We start from the raw sequence: 17777 nt of genomic DNA on the forward strand, positions 1-17777 counted from the left end.
ATTTTCGCGCAGTTCCGTGCGCGATAAATCGCGCCGCTACGGTTCCGCAAATGGACGCAGGAGATTTCATGGTTCGTAAAGCGCTTCTCGCCGCATTATTGCTGGCGGCGACACAGGCTCAGGCTGCTTATGAATGCAGCGTTAAGCCACAAGATGATGTGATTATTAAGCCGCAGAGCGTGCAGGTGGTGGGAGAGAACGGCAACCTCGAAATCTCGCCGCAGGGTGACGTGCAGTTCAATGGTCAGAAAGTTAGCGTTGATAACGCGACGCGCCAGAAAGCGATCAACTATCAAAATGCGTTGCGCCGTGACTTGCCCTGGATCGATCAAGGTGCCAGCACACGACTGGAGCGTAGCCGCGTTGCGTTGGATCAGGTGATTGTCGAGAAGCTGGGGCCAAACAGCAACGTGCGTAATCGTCTTACTAAGCTGGATGGTCAGCTTAAGCAGCAGATGAACCGCATTATCGAACATCGCAATGATGGTCTGACTTTCCATCATCAGGCCATTGATCAGGTGCGTGCCGACGGTGAAAAGCTGGTGCAAAGCACTATGGGCGGCATCTTACAGGACAGCCTGAACGAGCTGGGTAGCCAGCAGACAGGCGGCGGCAATAACCCATTGCAGGCGCTGATGGGCAATCTTGGTGGTTTACAACAGTCGATTCAAACCGAGTGGAACAAGCAGGAGCAGGATTTCCAGAATTTTGGTCATGAAGTATGTAATCGTGTGACGGATCTGGAAGGGCAGCGTAAAGGTCTGGTACAAGGTTTTAAAGGTTAATTTCGTAGCGGCGCGATTTATCGCACGGTTTTTTTCGACACTGCGCGATAAATCGCGCCGCTACTTTTCAGTGATAAGTTTTATTCGCCTTTCACTTCTTTTGCCACGGCCTTATTGCTGGTGGCAAAGTTATAAATAACCAGCAGAGCGAAAATCCCGGTAATCACCATAGTGATGGTGCCCTTGTCCATATATCGGGCCATATTGCCGAGGATGATCCCGGTGACACCAAAGTCGGTATCCGAGAAGGTGGTGTTGGTTAATCCCAACGCGCCCAGTACTGGTAACAGCGCTACCGGCAGGAAGGTAATTAATACACCATGTGCGAACGCACCGAGCATTGCACCACGTTTACCTCCGGTCGCATTACCGAATACCCCGGCGGTGGCACCGCAGAAGAAGTGAGGCACTACGCCTGGCAGAATTAATACCCATTTCAGCTGGCCGAGGATAAATAATCCAACCAGACCCCCAACGAAGCTGGAAATAAAGCCAACCAGTACCGCATTCGGCGCGTAAGGGAATACAATCGGACAGTCGAGTGCCGGGCGTGCATTTGGTACCAGCTTCTCAGAGAAACCGGTAAACGCCGGGACGATTTCTGCCAGAATTAAACGAACGCCTTGCAGAATAATAAATACGCCAGCCGCGAAGGTGATCGCCTGCACGAATGAGTAGACCAGATAGTTCTGACCATGACTGAAATGGCTTTCCACATACTCTTTGCCCGCAGAAACGGACAGAATAAAATAGATAATCATCATCGTCAGGGAAATAGAGATGGTGCTGTCACGCAAAAAACTCAGGTTTTTTGGCATGTTCATCTCTTCGGTAGATTTTGAACCTTTACCGACTAATGAACCAATCCAGCCAGACAACACGTAACCCACCGTGCCGGTATGGGCTAACGCGACCTGGTCATGGCCGATGATTTTACGCATATGCGGCTGAGCCAGCGCCGGGAAAAATGCCATCAACATGCCGAGTGCCAGTGAACCGGTGTAAATAAGCTGGACACCTTCGAAGCCGGCCACCGACAGAATAATTGCCACCATACAGGCCATGTAAAATGTCACATGACCGGAAAGGTAGATATATTTCAGGCGGGTAAAGCGGGCAACCACAATATTCGCCACCATACCAAACGCCATAATCAGCGTGGTGGGCGCGCCGTATTTTTCCAGTGCAATGGAAACCATCGCTTCGTTGTTAGGGATAATTCCCTGTACATCAAATGCCTGCTTGAAGATATCACCGAGTGGCGTCAGTGAACCAACCAGTACGGAGGCACCACCTGCCAGTACTAAGAAGCCCAGAATCGTTTTTACCGTGCCTTTAATCACATCCGGGAACGGTTTTCTTTGCGCGACCAGACCAAATAAAGCCACTAACCCTACGAGGATTGAAGGCACTTTCAGCACGTCGACAACTACCAATAAAAGGTTTTGGATAAACATATTAACCTCAGCGGTAAGCGTTCTATTTTTTCAGGTTGCATATACCCTGGTTGCAACCTGAATTATTAAGGGTAGAGAAGGTTGAGTCAGGCTTTATTAAAATATTCGCGGATCTTTAGCTCAAGCTCTTTAATGTCAATGATGTTATTGATGATGATGACTTTATCCTCAGGCAGGTTCGCACTGTAGGCAATGTCTTTACCCATCACAAAAACATCAGCAACATCCGGGGTAACTGAACCCAGATCGGAATGTTCGACATCCGCTGTGATTTCGATGGCTTTAAGAACTTTTTTAATGTTCATTTCCATCATAAAACTGCTTCCCAGGCCTGAGCCACAAACCGCCATAATTTTCATATAACACCTCTTGATTCGTATTCTGAATGGTTTTCTTAATTAACAGCCTTATCTGCCAGTAAAATGGCGCTCAATTCTTCTTTACTACCTGCGTTGAATAATCGCCCCATCGTCTCGTCATCGGAAAGGACTTCAGCCAGTTGCGAAATCATTTCAATATGGCTGTTACTGTCCGGTGCTGAGAACATAAAAATAGCATCAACCGGATCATTTTCATCCGCATCGAATTTAACGGCATGGCCCAGTTTGACAATCGATAACCCCAGTTTTTGCGCTCCCTGTTCAGGGCGCGCGTGGGGCATAGCGATACGTGGTGCGATAACAAAGTAGGGACCAATGTCCTCTTTTTGCTGAATGATGACATCAATATATTGCTGAGAAATGGCGCCTTCATTCAGCAGTGGGCGTCCTGCAACCTGAATTGCCTCTTTCCAGTCAGAGACATTTTCCAGGTATTGGATCTTTTCCTCATTTAGCCACTTTGACAGATTCGACATAGTTATATCCTGAATTAAAGTCGTATTCGGTGTTTACTTCAGCAGGCTACGGGCGGTCTCAAGGACATTCTCCACCGTAAAGCCAAAATGTTTGAACAGGACGTTGGCCGGTGCTGACTCACCAAATGATTTCATGCCAATCACTTTCCCATCCAGACCGGTGTACCGCTGCCAGAATCCTTCGATGCTGGCTTCCACCGCCAGACGTTGACGCACGTCTTTCGGTAGTACCGATTCTTTATATTGTTCGTCCTGTTGATCGAAACGCTCGGTACAGGGCAGGGAAACCACCCGCACTTTGCGGCCTTCTTCGCGCAGCACTTTAGCGGCGGCAACCACCAACTCGATTTCTGAACCGGATGAGATCAGCAACAACTCGGGCTTGCCATCACAATCGATAAGAACATAACCACCACGGGAAATATCCGCCACCTGGGCCGCCGAACGCGGTTGCTGCTCAAGCGGTTGTCGGGTAAGGATCAGCGCGCTTGGTCCGTTTTGGCGTTCAATCGCCTGACGCCATGCCACCGCGACCTCAACCTGGTCGCAACCACGCCAGGTTTCCATATTGGGTGTCAGTCGCAGCGAAGCTAATTGTTCCACCGGTTGGTGGGTTGGGCCATCTTCGCCCAAACCGATGGTGTCGTGGCTATAGACGAAGACCGAACGGATTTTCATCAGCGCCGCCATACGCACCGCATTGCGTGCGTACTCCATAAACATCAGGAAAGTGCCGCCGTAGGGGATAAAACCACCATGCAGCGCCAGGCCATTCATGATGGCTGACATACCGAATTCACGCACACCGTATGAGATGTAATTTCCCGCCGGGTTTTCAGCGCTGAAATCGACAGAGGTTTGCTGGCGGGTCAGGTTTGAGGGTGACAAATCCGCTGATCCACCCAGCAGTTCCGGCAGTAAATCGGCAAAATGGTTCAGGCACTTTTGGCTGACCTGACGCGTAGCAAGATTAGCTGGCGTTGCCTGCAATCCGGCGATGTAGCTGTCCATGTCCTGTGCCCAGTTGGCAGGCAGCTCACCCTGCATACGGCGGCTAAATTCCGCCGCCAGCTCCGGCCAGCGCTGTTGATAAGCGGCAAACAGGTGATCCCACTCTTGCTGGTTTTTTCCACCCTGCTCGATTGCATCCCAGGCCTGGTAGATGGCAGCGGGAATTTCAAAAGGCGCATGCGGCCAGTTCAGGGCTTCACGCACCAACGCGACTTCTGTGCTGCCAAGGGCTGAGCCGTGGCAATCGTGGCTGTTGGCTTTATTCGGTGAACCAAAACCAATGATGGTTTTGCAACATAGCAGGCTGGGTTTGTCGGTGACGGCTTTGGCTTCACGCACCGCAGCATCTACTGCTGCTGCATCATGTCCGTCGATACCTTCAATCACATGCCAGCCATAAGCGCGGAAGCGGGCGGCGGTATCTTCCGAGAACCAGCCTTCCACATGACCATCAATCGAGATGCCGTTGTCGTCCCAGACGGCAATCAGTTTGCCGAGTTGCAAAGTGCCTGCCAGGCCACATGCCTCATGGGAGATCCCTTCCATCAGGCAGCCATCGCCTAAAAACAGCCAGGTGTAATGATCGACCAGCGCGAAATCCGGTTTATTGAACTGTGCCGCCAGCCCTTTTTCGGCAATCGCCATCCCGACGGCATTCGCCACGCCCTGGCCAAGTGGGCCGGTGGTGGTTTCTACGCCGGGTGTATAACCGTATTCGGGGTGTCCTGGCGTGCGGGAATGCAACTGACGAAACTGACGGATGTCTTCAATGGTCACATCATAGCCAGTCAGATGCAGCAAGGAATAAAGCAGCATGGAGCCGTGTCCGTTGGACTGAACGTAGCGATCGCGGTTGAACCACTGTGGGTTTTTGGGGTTGTGGCGTAAGTGGTGACGCCATACCACTTCGGCAATATCCGCCATTCCCATTGGCGCGCCAGGATGCCCTGAATTGGCTTGCTGGATCGCATCAATGCTCAGAAATCGAATCGCGTTTGCTAACTCTCTATTTACCATGAACTGATCTCGCTTTAGCGCTGTTTTATGCAGAAATCCTGACTGTCATCGCTGGGTCGGTGGTAAAAGATGTCCAGTCACTTCCCGGTGGCTGCCCCTGGTGTGGCACCCTGTCGTGATGCGTGAAGAGGTTCCCACCGTCAACCTGCTTTCGGCTGGGAAGTCACAGCATCTAAATAAATAATGATAAATATCATTATGTTGATTTGATTTGTTATGCAGGCATCCTGATTTTTATTTTATATCAATCGGGTTTTCTGGTTGCCTGATTAAGTCTATACATGTTTAATGTGTCTAGTCATCTTGATGATGCACCTGGACGTGTACAGATACAATATGTAAGATTCAAATCTGGCTGGACACCCTGAGCGGGAGTGCAAATTCGTTAACTGGATCACATCCTCATACGGTCAGGCTGGTGCGAAGAAAATAAACTCAGGCATACATGTGCACTGATGGCTCGCGGTTGTCGGGTCTTACACTTATCGGGAACAACGTTGATGGTCGATGGCATTACTGAGAAGCAGAAAGAGGTTGTCGATTACATCCTCCGCAAAATCAAAGAGGATGGGCTTCTGCCTGGCGATAAGCTCGACACCGAAATCGCGATAGCCAAGAACATCGGCATCACCCGCGCGACGGTGCGCGAAGCAACCAGAATTTTGATTGAACAGCAGCGAATTTACCGGGTGAAAGGCTCAGGTCTGTTTGTTGGCTCGATTGGCAAAAGTAACCATTCTGGCCGTTTTCATGCGCTGTCACCTTTTGATTATCAGGCACAGAAAAAAGGTTTTAAGGGCGTCAGAAAAGTTATCACCGTCAGCATCATGAAGGTGCCAACGCCAGATATGGCACAGTCGTTACGCATTAAGAACAGCGATCAGGTGTATAAAATCGTCCGTTTAATGTGCTTTGATGATATTCCGGTGGCGCTGGAACATATTCATTTGCCGGTCACCATGTTTAGCAGCATGGAATTCAGCAAGCTGGAGATCTCCAAATACTCGTATATTGAACAGCTCACCGGGAAGAAAGTGCAGCGCAGGGATCAGAACCTGAGCGCTATCAACTTAACCGATGCTGATCAGCTTAATCTGCTGAATTTGAAAGAGAACGATGCCGTGCTGGAGATCAGTGAAACCGTCTATCTGGATGATGGTACACCGTGCGAAGTGAATATCGCGCTGATTAACACCAACCTGCTTCAGCTACGACAAAATACCGAGAGAGGCTGATTTATCGCGCGTTTTTAAACACGCGCGATAAATCGCGCCGCTAAGTCGGGGCTACTCTTCAGCTAAAAACAACTCCAGCAGCGAGTTCAGGAACAACTTACCTTTCTCCGTAATCTGCCAATGTTGCTCCGTTTCCAGCACATATCCTGCTGCGATCGCTGCATCGATCTGTGGACGAATCACTGCCTCATCCAACCCGGTGTAGCGGCGGAAATCGGCGCGCGGTGCCGCTTCCAGCAGACGGAAGCGATTCATAAAGAACTCAAACGGTTTGTCGGCATCTGCGACATCATGCTGTTTATCGAGGTAATTACCTTTCATAAAACCACGCGGATGACGGGTTTTTACGGTACGGACAATGCGGCCATCCGGCTGTGTCAGTTTGCCATGCGCACCACAACCAATACCGAGGTAATCACCGAAGCGCCAGTAGTTGAGGTTATGCTCACAGCGATAGCCGGGCTTCGCATAGGCCGACGTTTCATATTGCTGATAACCCGCGGCGGTCAGCAACTGATGGCCTTGTTCGAAGATATCCCACAGCGCGTCATCATCCGGCAGCACTGGCGGGCGTGAGCCAAACAACGTATTTGGCTCAATGGTCAGCTGATACCACGACAGATGAGGTGGATTTAAGGCAATCGCCTGGCGCAGATCGTCGAGCGCTTCTTCCAACGACTGGTCTGGCAGACCGTGCATCAAATCGAGGTTGAAGCTGCGTAACTCAAGGCCGGCGGCAAGATGTGCCGCGCGTTTTGCTTCTTCCGGACCGTGAATACGTCCGAGACGCTCCAGTTTTTGCGGACTGAAACTCTGCACACCAATTGAAATTCGGTTAATCCCGGCTTGCTGATAACCGCTGAAGCGGTCGGCTTCTACCGTACCAGGGTTGGCTTCCATGGTGATTTCGGCATCGGGCGCCAGCGGTAGCCGCGCACGTACGCCATCCATCAACATTTGCATCGCGTTGCTGCTTAACAGACTTGGCGTACCACCACCAATAAAGATGGTACGGACTTCGCGCCCGCTGGTCAGCGGTAAATCCTGCTCAAGATCGTTCAGCAGGTGCTGCACATACTCGATGTGCGGCACCTCGCCTTTCAATGCGTGGGAGTTGAAATCACAGTAGGGACATTTTTGTACACACCACGGAATGTGGATGTACAGGCTTAACGGTGGTAAATCAGGCATTGCGCATCGCATCCAGTAACAGCGTCAATGCTTTGCCACGGTGAGAAACAGCGCGCTTTTCATCTTTACTCAGCTCAGCCGCCGTTTTGCCTAATTCGGGTACATAGAAAATCGGGTCATAGCCAAAACCGCCTGCACCCGCGGCAGCACGCGTGATTTCACCGGCCCAGCTACCGTGGAATACCAGAGGCGTAGGGTCGGCCGCGTGACGCACGTAAACCAGCACGCAGTGGAACTGCGCCTGACGTTCGCCGTCTGGCACGTTTTCCAGCGTAATCAGCAATTTGTCGAGGTTCTGCTGATCGCTGGCATCAAGACCGGCATAGCGGGCAGAGTAGATACCCGGCGCGCCGCCGAGGGCGTCGACCGCCAGACCGGAGTCGTCGGCAATCGCAGGCAGGCCGGTGATTTGCGCGGCATGGCGGGCTTTGAGAATGGCGTTTTCAATAAAAGTCAGACCAGTTTCATCCGCTGACTCTACACCTAACTCGGTTTGCGCCACGATATCCAGACCAAAGGCCGCCAGCAGGTCGGCCAGTTCACGAACTTTGCCCGGATTACCGGTGGCGAGAACAACTTTTTGCATAACAGTTCCAGATTAACGAATTACAGCAAATACCAAAGACCCGGGAACAGGTCCATGCCGAGGAAATTCAGCGCATACAGCACCAGAATGACAATCATGGCAGAAAAATCGATACCGCCCATAGCTGGCAAAATGCGACGAATCGGTGCCATCAGCGGTTCAGTCAGTTGGATCAGCACATAATCAATGGGACCGCGGCCCTGGCTGATCCAGCTCATCAGTGAACGAATGATAATTACCCAGAACACCAGATAACCGGCTGACTTCAGCAGTGATAACAGGCCAACCAACAGGTTGGTTGGATCTACCGAGAACACGCCTACCTGAATCAACAGCAGAATCGGGTATTTCAGGGTGGTCAGCACAAACGCCAGCAGTAACGAGGCGGTATCAATCGGCCCTAATGCCGGTAATACGCGGCGCAGTGGTTTGATAATTGGCTGGGTAATCTTCACGACAAACTGCGACAGCGGGTTGTAGAAGTCACAGCGTGACCACTGCATCCAGATGCGCAGCAGCAAGACCATCACGTACAGGTCGATCAGCGTTTTGACTAAAAACGTCATTGTTAACATGAGGTTCCTCAATTATTGTTGTGAAGTGCGCGCATAATCCCGCGCGCCAAATACGGCGGTGCCGATACGCACCATAGTACTGCCAGCGGCGATGGCCGCTTCCATGTCGTCGCTCATTCCCAGAGAAAGCGTATCGACGTCAGGGTAATTCTGTTGCAGGGCGCGAAACGCGGCAGCCATTTGCTGGCAGACCGCCAACTGGCGATCATAATCCTGTTCCGGTGCCGGAATCGCCATCAGGCCGCGCAAACGTAGCTGCGGCAAGGCAGAAATCTCCTGTGCCAACGTCGGCAGCGCCTCCAGCATGATGCCAGATTTGCTGTTCTCGTCACTGATATTTACCTGAATTAACACATTAAGTGGCGGCAGGTGCGCCGGGCGCTGGTCATTAAGACGTTGCGCAATGCGCTGACGATCCACGGTATGGCACCAGCCAAAATGCTCCGCCACCTGGCGACTTTTGTTCGATTGCAATGGGCCAATGAAGTGCCATTGCAGTTCAGGATGTGCGGCCAGCGTGGTGACTTTTTCAACCCCTTCCTGCACGTAATTTTCGCCAAACGCCCGCTGTCCGGCAGCAATGGCTTCTTCGACCGCACTCACAGGTTTGGTTTTACTCACTGCAAGCAGCGTAATTTCTTCTGGAGCGCGTCCGCAACGCGCGGCAGCAGCGGCGATACGCTCGCGTACTTGCTGTAAGTTGTGCTCAATGGAAGTCATAGTCAGGAGAATTTCTATGGATTTGGATAAAGTTGTGGCCCTTAGTGTAAAGCATAACGCCGCCGATCTGCACCTTTGCAGCGGACATTTGCCACACTGGCGACGGCAAGGGGTGCTGGAGCCCATCCCGGAGCAATCCGCACTGGAACCGGCCTGGCTGGAAGCCTTTATGATGCAGTGGCTGGATACCGCGCAGCAGACGGCGCTGGAAGCAGAGGGGCACGTCGATTTTGCCATCACATTGGCAAGTGGCGTGCGACTGCGCGCCAATCTGTTTCTCCAACGGCACGGTTTGTCCCTGGCCTTGCGGTTGATTGCCAGTCAGGTACCGGCAATCGACAGCCTGGGGTTGCCGCCGGTTGTTGAGCAATTGCTTCTGCTGGAGGAGGGATTGATTCTCATCACCGGAGCAACCGGCAGTGGCAAATCCACCACACTGGCGGCGCTGGTCGATAGCCTGAACCGTGCGCAGTCACGCCACATTCTCACGCTGGAAGATCCCATCGAGTTTATTCATCACAGCCTGCGTTCGCTGATTCAACAGCGTGAAGTTGGGGCGCACTGTGCTTCGTTCCGTCAGGGACTGAAGGCGGCGCTGCGCGAGGACCCGGATGTGATTCTGTTAGGTGAACTGCGCGATAGCGAAACTATCCGCCTGGCATTAACGGCGGCTGAGACTGGCCATCTGGTGCTGGCAACCTTGCATACGCGTGGTGCGACTCAGGCAGTGGACCGGTTGGTGGACGTGTTTCCCGCCGAGGAAAAAAACCTGGTGCGCAGTCAACTGGCAGGGAGCCTGAAAGCGGTGCTGGCGCAGCGGCTGGTGCCGGCAAAGCAGGGAGGGCGGGTGGGATTGTTTGAAGTGCTGGTGGCGACGCCTGCGGTAGCTAACCTGATTCGCGAAGGGAAAATGCATCAGTTGCCGGGAGTACTGCAAACCGGCGCACAGGCCGGAATGCAAACCTTCGCCCAGAGCGAGCTGGCGCGACAGCAGGCAGGGCTGATTTGAACGATCAGTGGGTGTCGAACCAATCTTCGAGGATGATGACGGCCGATTGCGAATCGACCGCGCCTTTTTGCAGCGCGCGGTAGCCACCACGTTCGAACAAACCGGCACGAGCTTCAACGGTACTGAGGCGTTCATCCTGCAACTCAACACGCACCCCAAAACGACCATGCAGGCGGTTGGCAAACTTACGTGCGCGCGCGGTCAGTTCCTGTTCGCTGCCATCCATATTGAGCGGCAGACCTACCACCACGTAGTCGGGCTGCCATTCTTTTAGTAACCGCTCGATCAGGTTCCAGTCCGGCGTACCATCCTGCGCTTTAAGCGCCGCCAGCGCGCGGGCGGTGCCTGTCAGTTGCTGTCCGACAGCAACGCCAATACTTTTGGTGCCGAAATCAAAGCCCAGCAGCGTTTCACTGGCCATCAGGCGTGTCCTGCATCGTTAGTCATATTGTGGATATCCACACCCAGGCATTTCGCGGCTTCACGCCAACGTTCCGCGATCGGCGTCTGGAACAGAATGGTGCTGGATGCCGGTGTGGTGAGCCAGGCGTTTTCCAGCAATTCGTTTTCGAGCTGATCTTTTTCCCAGGCGCAGTACCCCAGCGCCACCAGCACATGTTCTGGTTGAGAGCTGCTACCAATCGCTTCCAGCACATCTCTCGAGGTGGTGATCACGGTGGTGTCTGAAATACGAATGCTGGAGGAGTAGACGCGTTGTGCAGAATGCAGAATAAAGCCACGGTCCTCCGCCAGCGGGCCGCCAGCGAATACCGGTTTATCCAGCCTGATAGCTGGATCGCGATCTGATGGGTTGATTTTGAGCTTTTTAAGGATGCCTTCGACCGTCAGATTCTCCATCGGCTTATTAATAATCAAGCCCATAGCACCATCTTCGTTATGCTCGCAAATGTACACGACCGAGCGCTTGAAGAAGGGATCTTGCAGGGATGGCATCGCAATCAAAAAATGATGCTGTAAATTCATTCTCACTCGTATACCAAAAATAACCGGCATTGCTGCGGCAATGCCGGTATTGGAGATATTCACGGAGCCTTGGCTCCGACGGCATCCTTAGCCCAGACGTTTCTCAATGGCATCCATCAGCATACCGGTGATGGAGATTGGGAAGGCGGCTTCAATTTCACGCACGCAGGTCGGGCTGGTCACATTCACTTCCGTCAGTTTATCACCGATGATGTCAAGACCGACAAAAATCAGCCCCTTCGCTTTAAGCGTCGGCCCAACGCGACGGGCAATCTCCCAGTCGCTGTCGCTCAGGGGACGAGCTTCGCCACGGCCACCCGCTGCCAGGTTACCACGGGTTTCGCCACCTTGCGGAATTCGCGCCAGGCAGTAAGGGACGGGTTCACCGTCAACCACCAACACACGTTTGTCGCCATCTTTAATGGCTGGCAGGTAGTTTTGCGCCATGCAGAAGTTCTGCCCGTGATTGGTCAGGGTTTCGGTGATAACGCCGAAGTTAGGATCATCCTGTTTCACGCGGAAGATCGATGCACCACCCATGCCATCCAGCGGTTTGAGGATCACATCGCCGTGCTCCTGCCAGAAGGCGCGTAATTTCTCTTTGCTGCGCGTCACCAGCGTGTCGGGGGTGAGATCGGCAAACCACGCGGTGTAGAGTTTTTCGTTGCAGTCACGCAGGCTCTGCGGCTTGTTGACGATCAGCGTACCTTGCTCTTCAGCACGTTCCAGCAGGTAGGTGGCATAGATAAATTCGGTATCGAACGGCGGATCTTTTCGCATCAACACCACATTGAGATCGGCCAGTTTGATCTCTTGCTCGCTGCCAAATTCATACCATTTATCGTAGTTTTGCTCGACGCTGAGCAGGCGCGTGCGTGCGTACGTCACACCGCCACGCAGGGAGAGATCGTTCATCTCCATGTAATGAATTTCGTAACCACGGCGCTGCGCTTCCAGCAACATGGCGAAGCTGGTGTCTTTTTTAATGTTGATGGACGAAATCGGGTCCATAACGATGCCAAGCTTAATCATTATTCTCTCCTCAAAGGGGGGAACTCACTACCCCTGCTTAGTCAGGACGCCATGTTAACGCTGGCGTCTTTATACAACCCGAAAGTATCCCTTAACCGAGGTCGCCAAACCTCACCTGAAGTGCCGTAATGGCGGTGAGGGCGGTGGTTTCGGTGCGTAACACGCGTGGTCCCAACAGAATATCAGTGAAACCGTGCTGTGCCGTCATGGCAATCTCCTCTGTCGACAGGCCGCCTTCAGGACCAATCAGCAGGCGGATGCGCTCAACAGGGTGGGGCAGCGTATTGATACTGTGGCTGGCGCGCGGGTGTAAATTCAGTTTTAGCCCTTCATCGGCTTCACTGCACCAGGCTTCCAGCGTCATCGCTTCGCGAATCTCCGGCACGCGATTACGGCCGCACTGCTCGCAGGCGGCAATTGCAATTTTTTGCCATTGCTGGATTTTTTTTGCCAGACGCTCAGCATCCAGCTTTACGCCACAGCGTTCAGAAAACAAGGGCGTAATGACATTGACGCCAAGTTCGATGGATTTCTGGATGGTGAATTCCATTTTTTCACCGCGCGACATCACCTGTCCAAGGTGCAGATGCAGCGGTGATTCGCGATCATCCTGTTGACTGTCAAGGACTCTTACTTTTACACGCTTTTTATCAGCCTGGGTGATTTCGGCGGCAAAAGTCAGATTACTGCCATCAAACAGCTCTAGCCGCTGGCCTGCGTTCATACGCAGCACGCGTCCGACGTGATTGGCGGCGTCTTCATCAAGGAAGACCTCACTGTTCACAGTAAGGGGTTCGGGGTGAAAAATGCGAGGTATACGCATGCGGTTCCTGCCAGCGTTAATGCCGTGCCAGCGGCACGGCTCAATCGGAAAGCAGCTAGTGTAGGGTAGCGGTTTTAGCGCTGGCAAGCCTGAAGCACATAAGGATTATGATTGCCCTGCACTTTGGCGATGCGTTGATCGCGTTCGCACTCCCACGGCGTCACCGGATATTGCTTATCCCACGCGGTAAACAGCTGTGTTTGCTGACGTGACAGGCTCAGTTTGTATTGATCGCGCATATAAAAGTAGGTGCGGGCAATGGCTCCACGGGCGCGCTCCGGTGGCTGCGCCAGTTTCTGTTTGAAATCGATCTTCATGCTGCACTGGCCGTAGGGCTGTTCACCACCGTTCCACTGGCTGTACTGGAAGTTGCCACGATCGCCATTCACTTCACCTATTGCCGGCTCAAGGTTGTGCAGATCGCTCTCAATGCGGCGGTAATCGGCATCTTTGCTGCAATTTTTACGTCCACCGTTTTGCCAGCACTGGCGCTGATGGCCGAACTCCCAGGCAGGCATCACATGTTCCCATTCGATGCGGGCTGCGCGGTTAGCATTTTTACGCACGTTATAGCCACAGCTGCTGAGGTCAGGTACGCCTTTCTTGCCCTGCCAGTTGATTTTGCAGCCACAGTAGAAACTGCCGGGCGCATCGGCATTGATTGAGGCCGCGTATTCTTTGGCCTGCTGGAAGTTATTCTGATGGTAATTATTGAGGTTGAGGCTCCAGGCACTCAGCGGAGCGACTAACAAGGTCAGGGCGATAATAATTTTGCGAGACATATTCCAAACTTAACCCGATGCGAAAAAAGGCGGCAGGTTAGCAGAATGCGCCCGGCGGTGAAATGAGATTACCGACTAACTTGCTGAAAATTCACCAGGTTGCAATATCGTACCGCAATGTACGCAGCGATATTCACTTTCGCCACGCACCACGCGGTTATGACGGCGCACGGTGAGTTGATGTTGCTGGCAACGGCAACGGTAGGCAAAGGTACGGCTGCGCACCGAGTCGATTTCGAATTGATGCGTGCGGCGTGCGGGTACACCCAGCACTTCCTCCATCATCCATTTCCACTCTTTGCCGTGTGGAGCAACGCGACCGAAGGTTTTCCATACCAGCAGATGCGCCAGTTCGTGCGGTACCACTTCGTCGATAAACGCCTGTTGATTTTCCAGCAACAACACCGGGTTGAGACGGATTTCCCACTTCTCCAGCCAGGCGGTGCCTGCCGCTGTACCACGTTGTTGATAAATCAGTTTCGGTTCGGGATAGCTGCGTTTCAGCCGCTCATTTGCCAGTTGCAGGAACTGGCGCAGTGAGCGCATCACGGCTTGTTGTATGGCGATGGGCAGGCGGGGCGTTTTCATGGCGGAAAGCATAAGGCGTTGCGCGGGGGAACTCAACTGCTGCGGGATGCGCCATAAAAAAGGGCCGCCCGCAGGCAGCCCTTGTTCGCCATGTTTCGATCATTCCTGACCGATTTCACGCAGTTTTTTACCCGACAGCAGGTTGCGTTCGATGTGCTCCAGCGAGACGTTTTTGGTCTCAGGGATCAGCACGAGCGTCAGCAGGATAAAGAACACGTTGAGTCCGGCGTAGACCCAGAAGGTCGGCGCGTTGCCCAGTGAGTTCAGCATGGTCAGGAAGGTGGCACCGACGATCATGTTGGCAATCCAGTTGGTCGCTGTTGAGACGGTGATACCGAAGTCACGGCCTTTCAGCGGCTGGATTTCAGAGCACAGTACCCAAATCAGCGGACCGGCGCTCATGGCGAAGCCGACGATAAACATCAGCAGCATCGCCACCGCGAAGTACTGCGCACCGGCTGAGTGAATACCGACATGCAGCATGCTACCAAGGATACCCATACCGGCTGCCATCACCAGGAAACCCAGCACCAGTGTAGGTTTACGGCCCCAGCGATCCACCAGGCCAATAGCGATAAAGGTTGCCAGGACGTTGACCAGACCGACAATCACCGTGCCCCACATTTGTTGTGTGGTGTTGGCGAAGCCCGCGATTTCAAAGATTTTCGGTGCGTAGTACATGATGACGTTCATACCGGTGAACTGCTGCATCACCTGCAACAGCACGCCAAGGAATACCGCGCGACGGAAGTTGCTGTTGCTCTGGAACAACTGCCAGCCTGACTGTTTGATCTTCAGGCTTTCGCGGATTTCATCCAACTCGCGTTTGGCCTGCTCGCTGGTGTCACGCAGGCGATCGAGCACGCGCTGCGCATCGCGGAAGTTACCCTTCGCCGCCAGCCAACGCGGGCTGTTTGGCAGAAATACCACGCCTACCAACAGCAGGATTGCCGGAATGGTGATGACGCCCAGCATCCAGCGCCATGCACCCGCGTCACTGAACGCGGTGTCGGACAGGTACGCGGCCAGAATACCGATGGTGATCATCAGCTGATACAGGGAGATCATACTGCCGCGGATTTTTTCCGGTGCGATTTCAGACAAATACAGTGGCGCCGTATAAGACGCTACACCGACTGCCAGACCGAGTACCACACGGGCAACAATCAGCATTTCCGGGTTGGGTGCAAAGGCTGACCACAGGGAGCCAATCACAAACAGAATGGCACCGGCCATCAGGCTTTTTTTACGACCCAGTTGTGATGACATCCAGCCGCTGCCGATAGCACCCACTGCTGCACCAAACATCATCGAGCTGACGATCCACTCTTGCTGGTGGGCGGTAACGTTAAAATCTTTAGCGATAAAGGGCAGGGCACCAGCGATAACGCCGATATCCAGACCGAACAGCAGGCCGGCCAGAGCCGCGAGAAAGCAGACAAACAAGGTCATCGCCTTATTTGAGGTTCTGCTTTTATGAGTATTGCCAGGCATATTGCCTCCAAATTTATCTATCGTTGTTTTTATCAATGTTAAGGAACCTGCTTGCGGGAAAAAGTGAGGAAGATCACATGAATGTAATCGGTTACACTCGCTGAATCCCTGTCATTCAGCATTTTTCGCCCAAAATGGTTCTGTAACCAGTAAGGTATAGCACCCTTTAAGTTTCTGACATCATTCTAAATATCGGCTATCAGACGACGCTGAAAATAACGCATTTTTACTGGAATAACCACGCTGCAAAATTCCTAAATCTCAGATATTTAAAGCGTTTCAAAATGTAATCGTTAACAATTTGTTGTTAATGGAAAAGCTGACGCGAAATGTAACGACGCGATTTATCGCGCGCTTTGGTTTCTGGCACGAAAAAAATGCGCGATTTATCGCGCCGCTACGGGTGTGAGAAATAGTAAGGGAGGCCATTGGCCTCCCTTAATTGAACCGCAGGGGTAAAAACTTACAAACCAGCAGCTTCGCGCAGCTGTGCAGCTTTGTCGGTTTTTTCCCACGGGAAGTGTTCGCGGCCAAAGTGACCGTAAGCGGCAGTTTCTTTGTAGATAGGCTTCAGCAGGTCCATCATCTGGATCAGACCGTACGGACGCAGGTCAAAGAACTCACGTACCAGCAGGGTCAGTTGCTCGGTTGCCACTTTCTCAGTACCGAAAGTTTCCACCATGATCGATGTCGGTTCTGCCACGCCGATTGCGTAGGAAACCTGGATCTCACAACGGTCAGCCAGGCCAGCAGCAACAATGTTTTTTGCCACGTAGCGTGCTGCGTAAGCCGCAGAACGGTCAACCTTCGATGGATCTTTACCAGAGAAAGCACCGCCGCCGTGACGCGCCATGCCGCCGTAGGTATCCACGATGATTTTACGACCGGTCAGACCGCAGTCACCCATTGGGCCACCGATAACGAAACGGCCAGTCGGGTTAATGTGGTATTTGGTGCTGGCGTTGATCCACTCAGTCGGCAGAACCGGCTTGATGATCTCTTCCATTACCGCTTCACGCAGGTCAGTCTGGGAAATCTCTTCCGCGTGCTGAGTCGACAGTACCACGGCATCGATACCGACAATTTTACCGCCATCGTACTGGAAAGTGATCTGGCTTTTTGCATCCGGACGCAGCCACGGCAGGGTGCCGTTTTTACGTACTTCAGCCTGACGCTGGACCAGACGGTGCGCATAGGTCACCGGAGCAGGCATCAGTACGTCAGTTTCGTTGGTGGCGTAGCCAAACATCAGGCCCTGGTCACCGGCACCTTGTTCCAGCGGGTCGGTACGGTCAACGCCCTGGTTGATGTCCGGAGACTGTTTACCAATGGCGCTCAGTACTGCGCAAGAGTTGGCATCGAAGCCCATATCGGAATGAACATAGCCAATTTCACGAACGGTATTACGGGTGATCTCTTCGATATCAACCCATGCGCTGGTGGTGATTTCACCGCCAACCAGCACCATACCGGTTTTCACGTAAGTTTCGCAGGCCACACGAGCTTTCGGATCCTGTTCAAGGATGGCGTCGAGCACGGCGTCAGAAATTTGGTCAGCGATTTTATCAGGATGTCCTTCTGATACGGACTCAGACGTAAAAAGGTGTTTAGCCATTCTGTTCTTTACCTTAC

At 52.9% G+C, this 17777-nt stretch carries 19 protein-coding genes; 3 read left to right on the plus strand and 16 right to left on the minus strand.

All coding sequences use genetic code 11. From position 1 onward, the window contains the following. The first annotated feature begins 68 nt into the window (after nucleotides 1-68). Complete coding sequence (locus L579_RS21160; protein WP_021186191.1) at nucleotides 69-785, plus strand: YggN family protein; 717 nt, start codon at nucleotides 69-71, stop codon at nucleotides 783-785. 80 nt (nucleotides 786-865) lie between these two features. On the opposite strand, the gene L579_RS21165 is transcribed toward L579_RS21160, so the two are convergent. From L579_RS21165 to tkt, 4 genes are all read right to left on the minus strand, one after another. Beyond that, nucleotides 866-2242, minus strand: a complete 1377-nt coding sequence (locus L579_RS21165) for a PTS ascorbate transporter subunit IIC (RefSeq protein ID WP_021186192.1) — start codon at nucleotides 2240-2242, stop codon at nucleotides 866-868. Between the two features lie 86 nt (nucleotides 2243-2328). Beyond that, on the minus strand, nucleotides 2329-2601 hold the full coding sequence (locus tag L579_RS21170; protein ID WP_021186193.1) for a PTS sugar transporter subunit IIB: 273 nt from the start codon (nucleotides 2599-2601) through the stop codon (nucleotides 2329-2331). 35 nt (nucleotides 2602-2636) lie between these two features. Next, nucleotides 2637-3098, minus strand: coding sequence for a PTS sugar transporter subunit IIA (locus L579_RS21175; RefSeq protein WP_021186194.1), 462 nt, complete (start codon nucleotides 3096-3098; stop codon nucleotides 2637-2639). A 33-nt stretch (nucleotides 3099-3131) separates the two neighbouring features. After that, nucleotides 3132-5126 (minus strand): transketolase, encoded by a 1995-nt coding sequence (tkt, locus tag L579_RS21180; protein ID WP_021186195.1) that lies wholly within the window; start codon nucleotides 5124-5126, stop codon nucleotides 3132-3134. Nucleotides 5127-5626: 500 nt separating this feature from the next. Here tkt and L579_RS21185 point away from each other — a divergent pair, with 500 nt between their 5' ends. Continuing rightward, nucleotides 5627-6361, plus strand: a complete 735-nt coding sequence (locus tag L579_RS21185) for a GntR family transcriptional regulator (RefSeq protein WP_021186196.1) — start codon at nucleotides 5627-5629, stop codon at nucleotides 6359-6361. Between the two features lie 51 nt (nucleotides 6362-6412). Here L579_RS21185 and hemW read toward each other — a convergent pair whose 3' ends face one another. From hemW to L579_RS21205, 4 genes are read right to left on the minus strand one after another with little or no spacing between them, the layout of a single operon-like run. After that, entirely contained in the window at nucleotides 6413-7552 is a 1140-nt protein-coding gene (gene hemW, locus L579_RS21190) for a radical SAM family heme chaperone HemW (protein ID WP_021186197.1), read from the minus strand. Next, the gene (locus tag L579_RS21195; RefSeq protein ID WP_021186198.1) at nucleotides 7545-8138 is read right to left on the minus strand and encodes an XTP/dITP diphosphatase; all 594 of its coding nucleotides are present in this window, start codon (nucleotides 8136-8138) and stop codon (nucleotides 7545-7547) included. The genes hemW and L579_RS21195 overlap by 8 nt, the downstream gene beginning before the upstream one ends. A 20-nt stretch (nucleotides 8139-8158) precedes the next feature. Further along, complete coding sequence (locus tag L579_RS21200) at nucleotides 8159-8713, minus strand: YggT family protein (protein WP_021186199.1); 555 nt, start codon at nucleotides 8711-8713, stop codon at nucleotides 8159-8161. A gap of 12 nt (nucleotides 8714-8725) precedes the next feature. Beyond that, the gene (locus L579_RS21205; protein WP_021186200.1) at nucleotides 8726-9433 is read right to left on the minus strand and encodes a YggS family pyridoxal phosphate-dependent enzyme; all 708 of its coding nucleotides are present in this window, start codon (nucleotides 9431-9433) and stop codon (nucleotides 8726-8728) included. Between the two features lie 16 nt (nucleotides 9434-9449). On the opposite strand from L579_RS21205, the gene L579_RS21210 reads away from it, so the two are divergent. Beyond that, nucleotides 9450-10442, plus strand: coding sequence for a type IV pilus twitching motility protein PilT (locus tag L579_RS21210; protein WP_021186201.1), 993 nt, complete (start codon nucleotides 9450-9452; stop codon nucleotides 10440-10442). A 4-nt stretch (nucleotides 10443-10446) separates the two neighbouring features. Here the strand turns inward: L579_RS21210 and ruvX are convergent, their stop codons facing one another. From ruvX to metK, 8 genes are all read right to left on the minus strand, one after another. Beyond that, nucleotides 10447-10863 (minus strand): Holliday junction resolvase RuvX, encoded by a 417-nt coding sequence (gene ruvX / locus L579_RS21215; protein WP_021186202.1) that lies wholly within the window; start codon nucleotides 10861-10863, stop codon nucleotides 10447-10449. After that, the gene (locus L579_RS21220; RefSeq protein ID WP_036627821.1) at nucleotides 10863-11426 is read right to left on the minus strand and encodes a YqgE/AlgH family protein; all 564 of its coding nucleotides are present in this window, start codon (nucleotides 11424-11426) and stop codon (nucleotides 10863-10865) included. The genes ruvX and L579_RS21220 overlap by 1 nt, the downstream gene beginning before the upstream one ends. Before the next feature lie 87 nt (nucleotides 11427-11513). Further along, nucleotides 11514-12458, minus strand: a complete 945-nt coding sequence (gene gshB / locus L579_RS21225) for a glutathione synthase (RefSeq protein ID WP_013510368.1) — start codon at nucleotides 12456-12458, stop codon at nucleotides 11514-11516. 91 nt (nucleotides 12459-12549) lie between these two features. Then, entirely contained in the window at nucleotides 12550-13281 is a 732-nt protein-coding gene (rsmE, locus tag L579_RS21230; protein WP_036627824.1) for a 16S rRNA (uracil(1498)-N(3))-methyltransferase, read from the minus strand. A gap of 74 nt (nucleotides 13282-13355) precedes the next feature. Further along, the gene (gene endA / locus L579_RS21235) at nucleotides 13356-14063 is read right to left on the minus strand and encodes a deoxyribonuclease I (protein ID WP_021186205.1); all 708 of its coding nucleotides are present in this window, start codon (nucleotides 14061-14063) and stop codon (nucleotides 13356-13358) included. Nucleotides 14064-14138: 75 nt separating this feature from the next. Further along, nucleotides 14139-14651: a SprT family zinc-dependent metalloprotease gene (locus L579_RS21240; protein WP_152521918.1), complete on the minus strand. Its 513-nt coding sequence runs from the start codon at nucleotides 14649-14651 to the stop codon at nucleotides 14139-14141. 99 nt (nucleotides 14652-14750) lie between these two features. Continuing rightward, entirely contained in the window at nucleotides 14751-16145 is a 1395-nt protein-coding gene (locus L579_RS21245; RefSeq protein ID WP_036627829.1) for a sugar porter family MFS transporter, read from the minus strand. A gap of 463 nt (nucleotides 16146-16608) precedes the next feature. Beyond that, complete coding sequence (gene metK, locus L579_RS21250; RefSeq protein ID WP_021186208.1) at nucleotides 16609-17760, minus strand: methionine adenosyltransferase; 1152 nt, start codon at nucleotides 17758-17760, stop codon at nucleotides 16609-16611. Nucleotides 17761-17777 lie beyond the last annotated feature (17 nt).

Origin of the sequence: Pantoea sp. AS-PWVM4 (assembly GCF_000468095.1) — a bacterium.
Taxonomy (GTDB): domain Bacteria; phylum Pseudomonadota; class Gammaproteobacteria; order Enterobacterales; family Enterobacteriaceae; genus Pantoea; species Pantoea phytobeneficialis.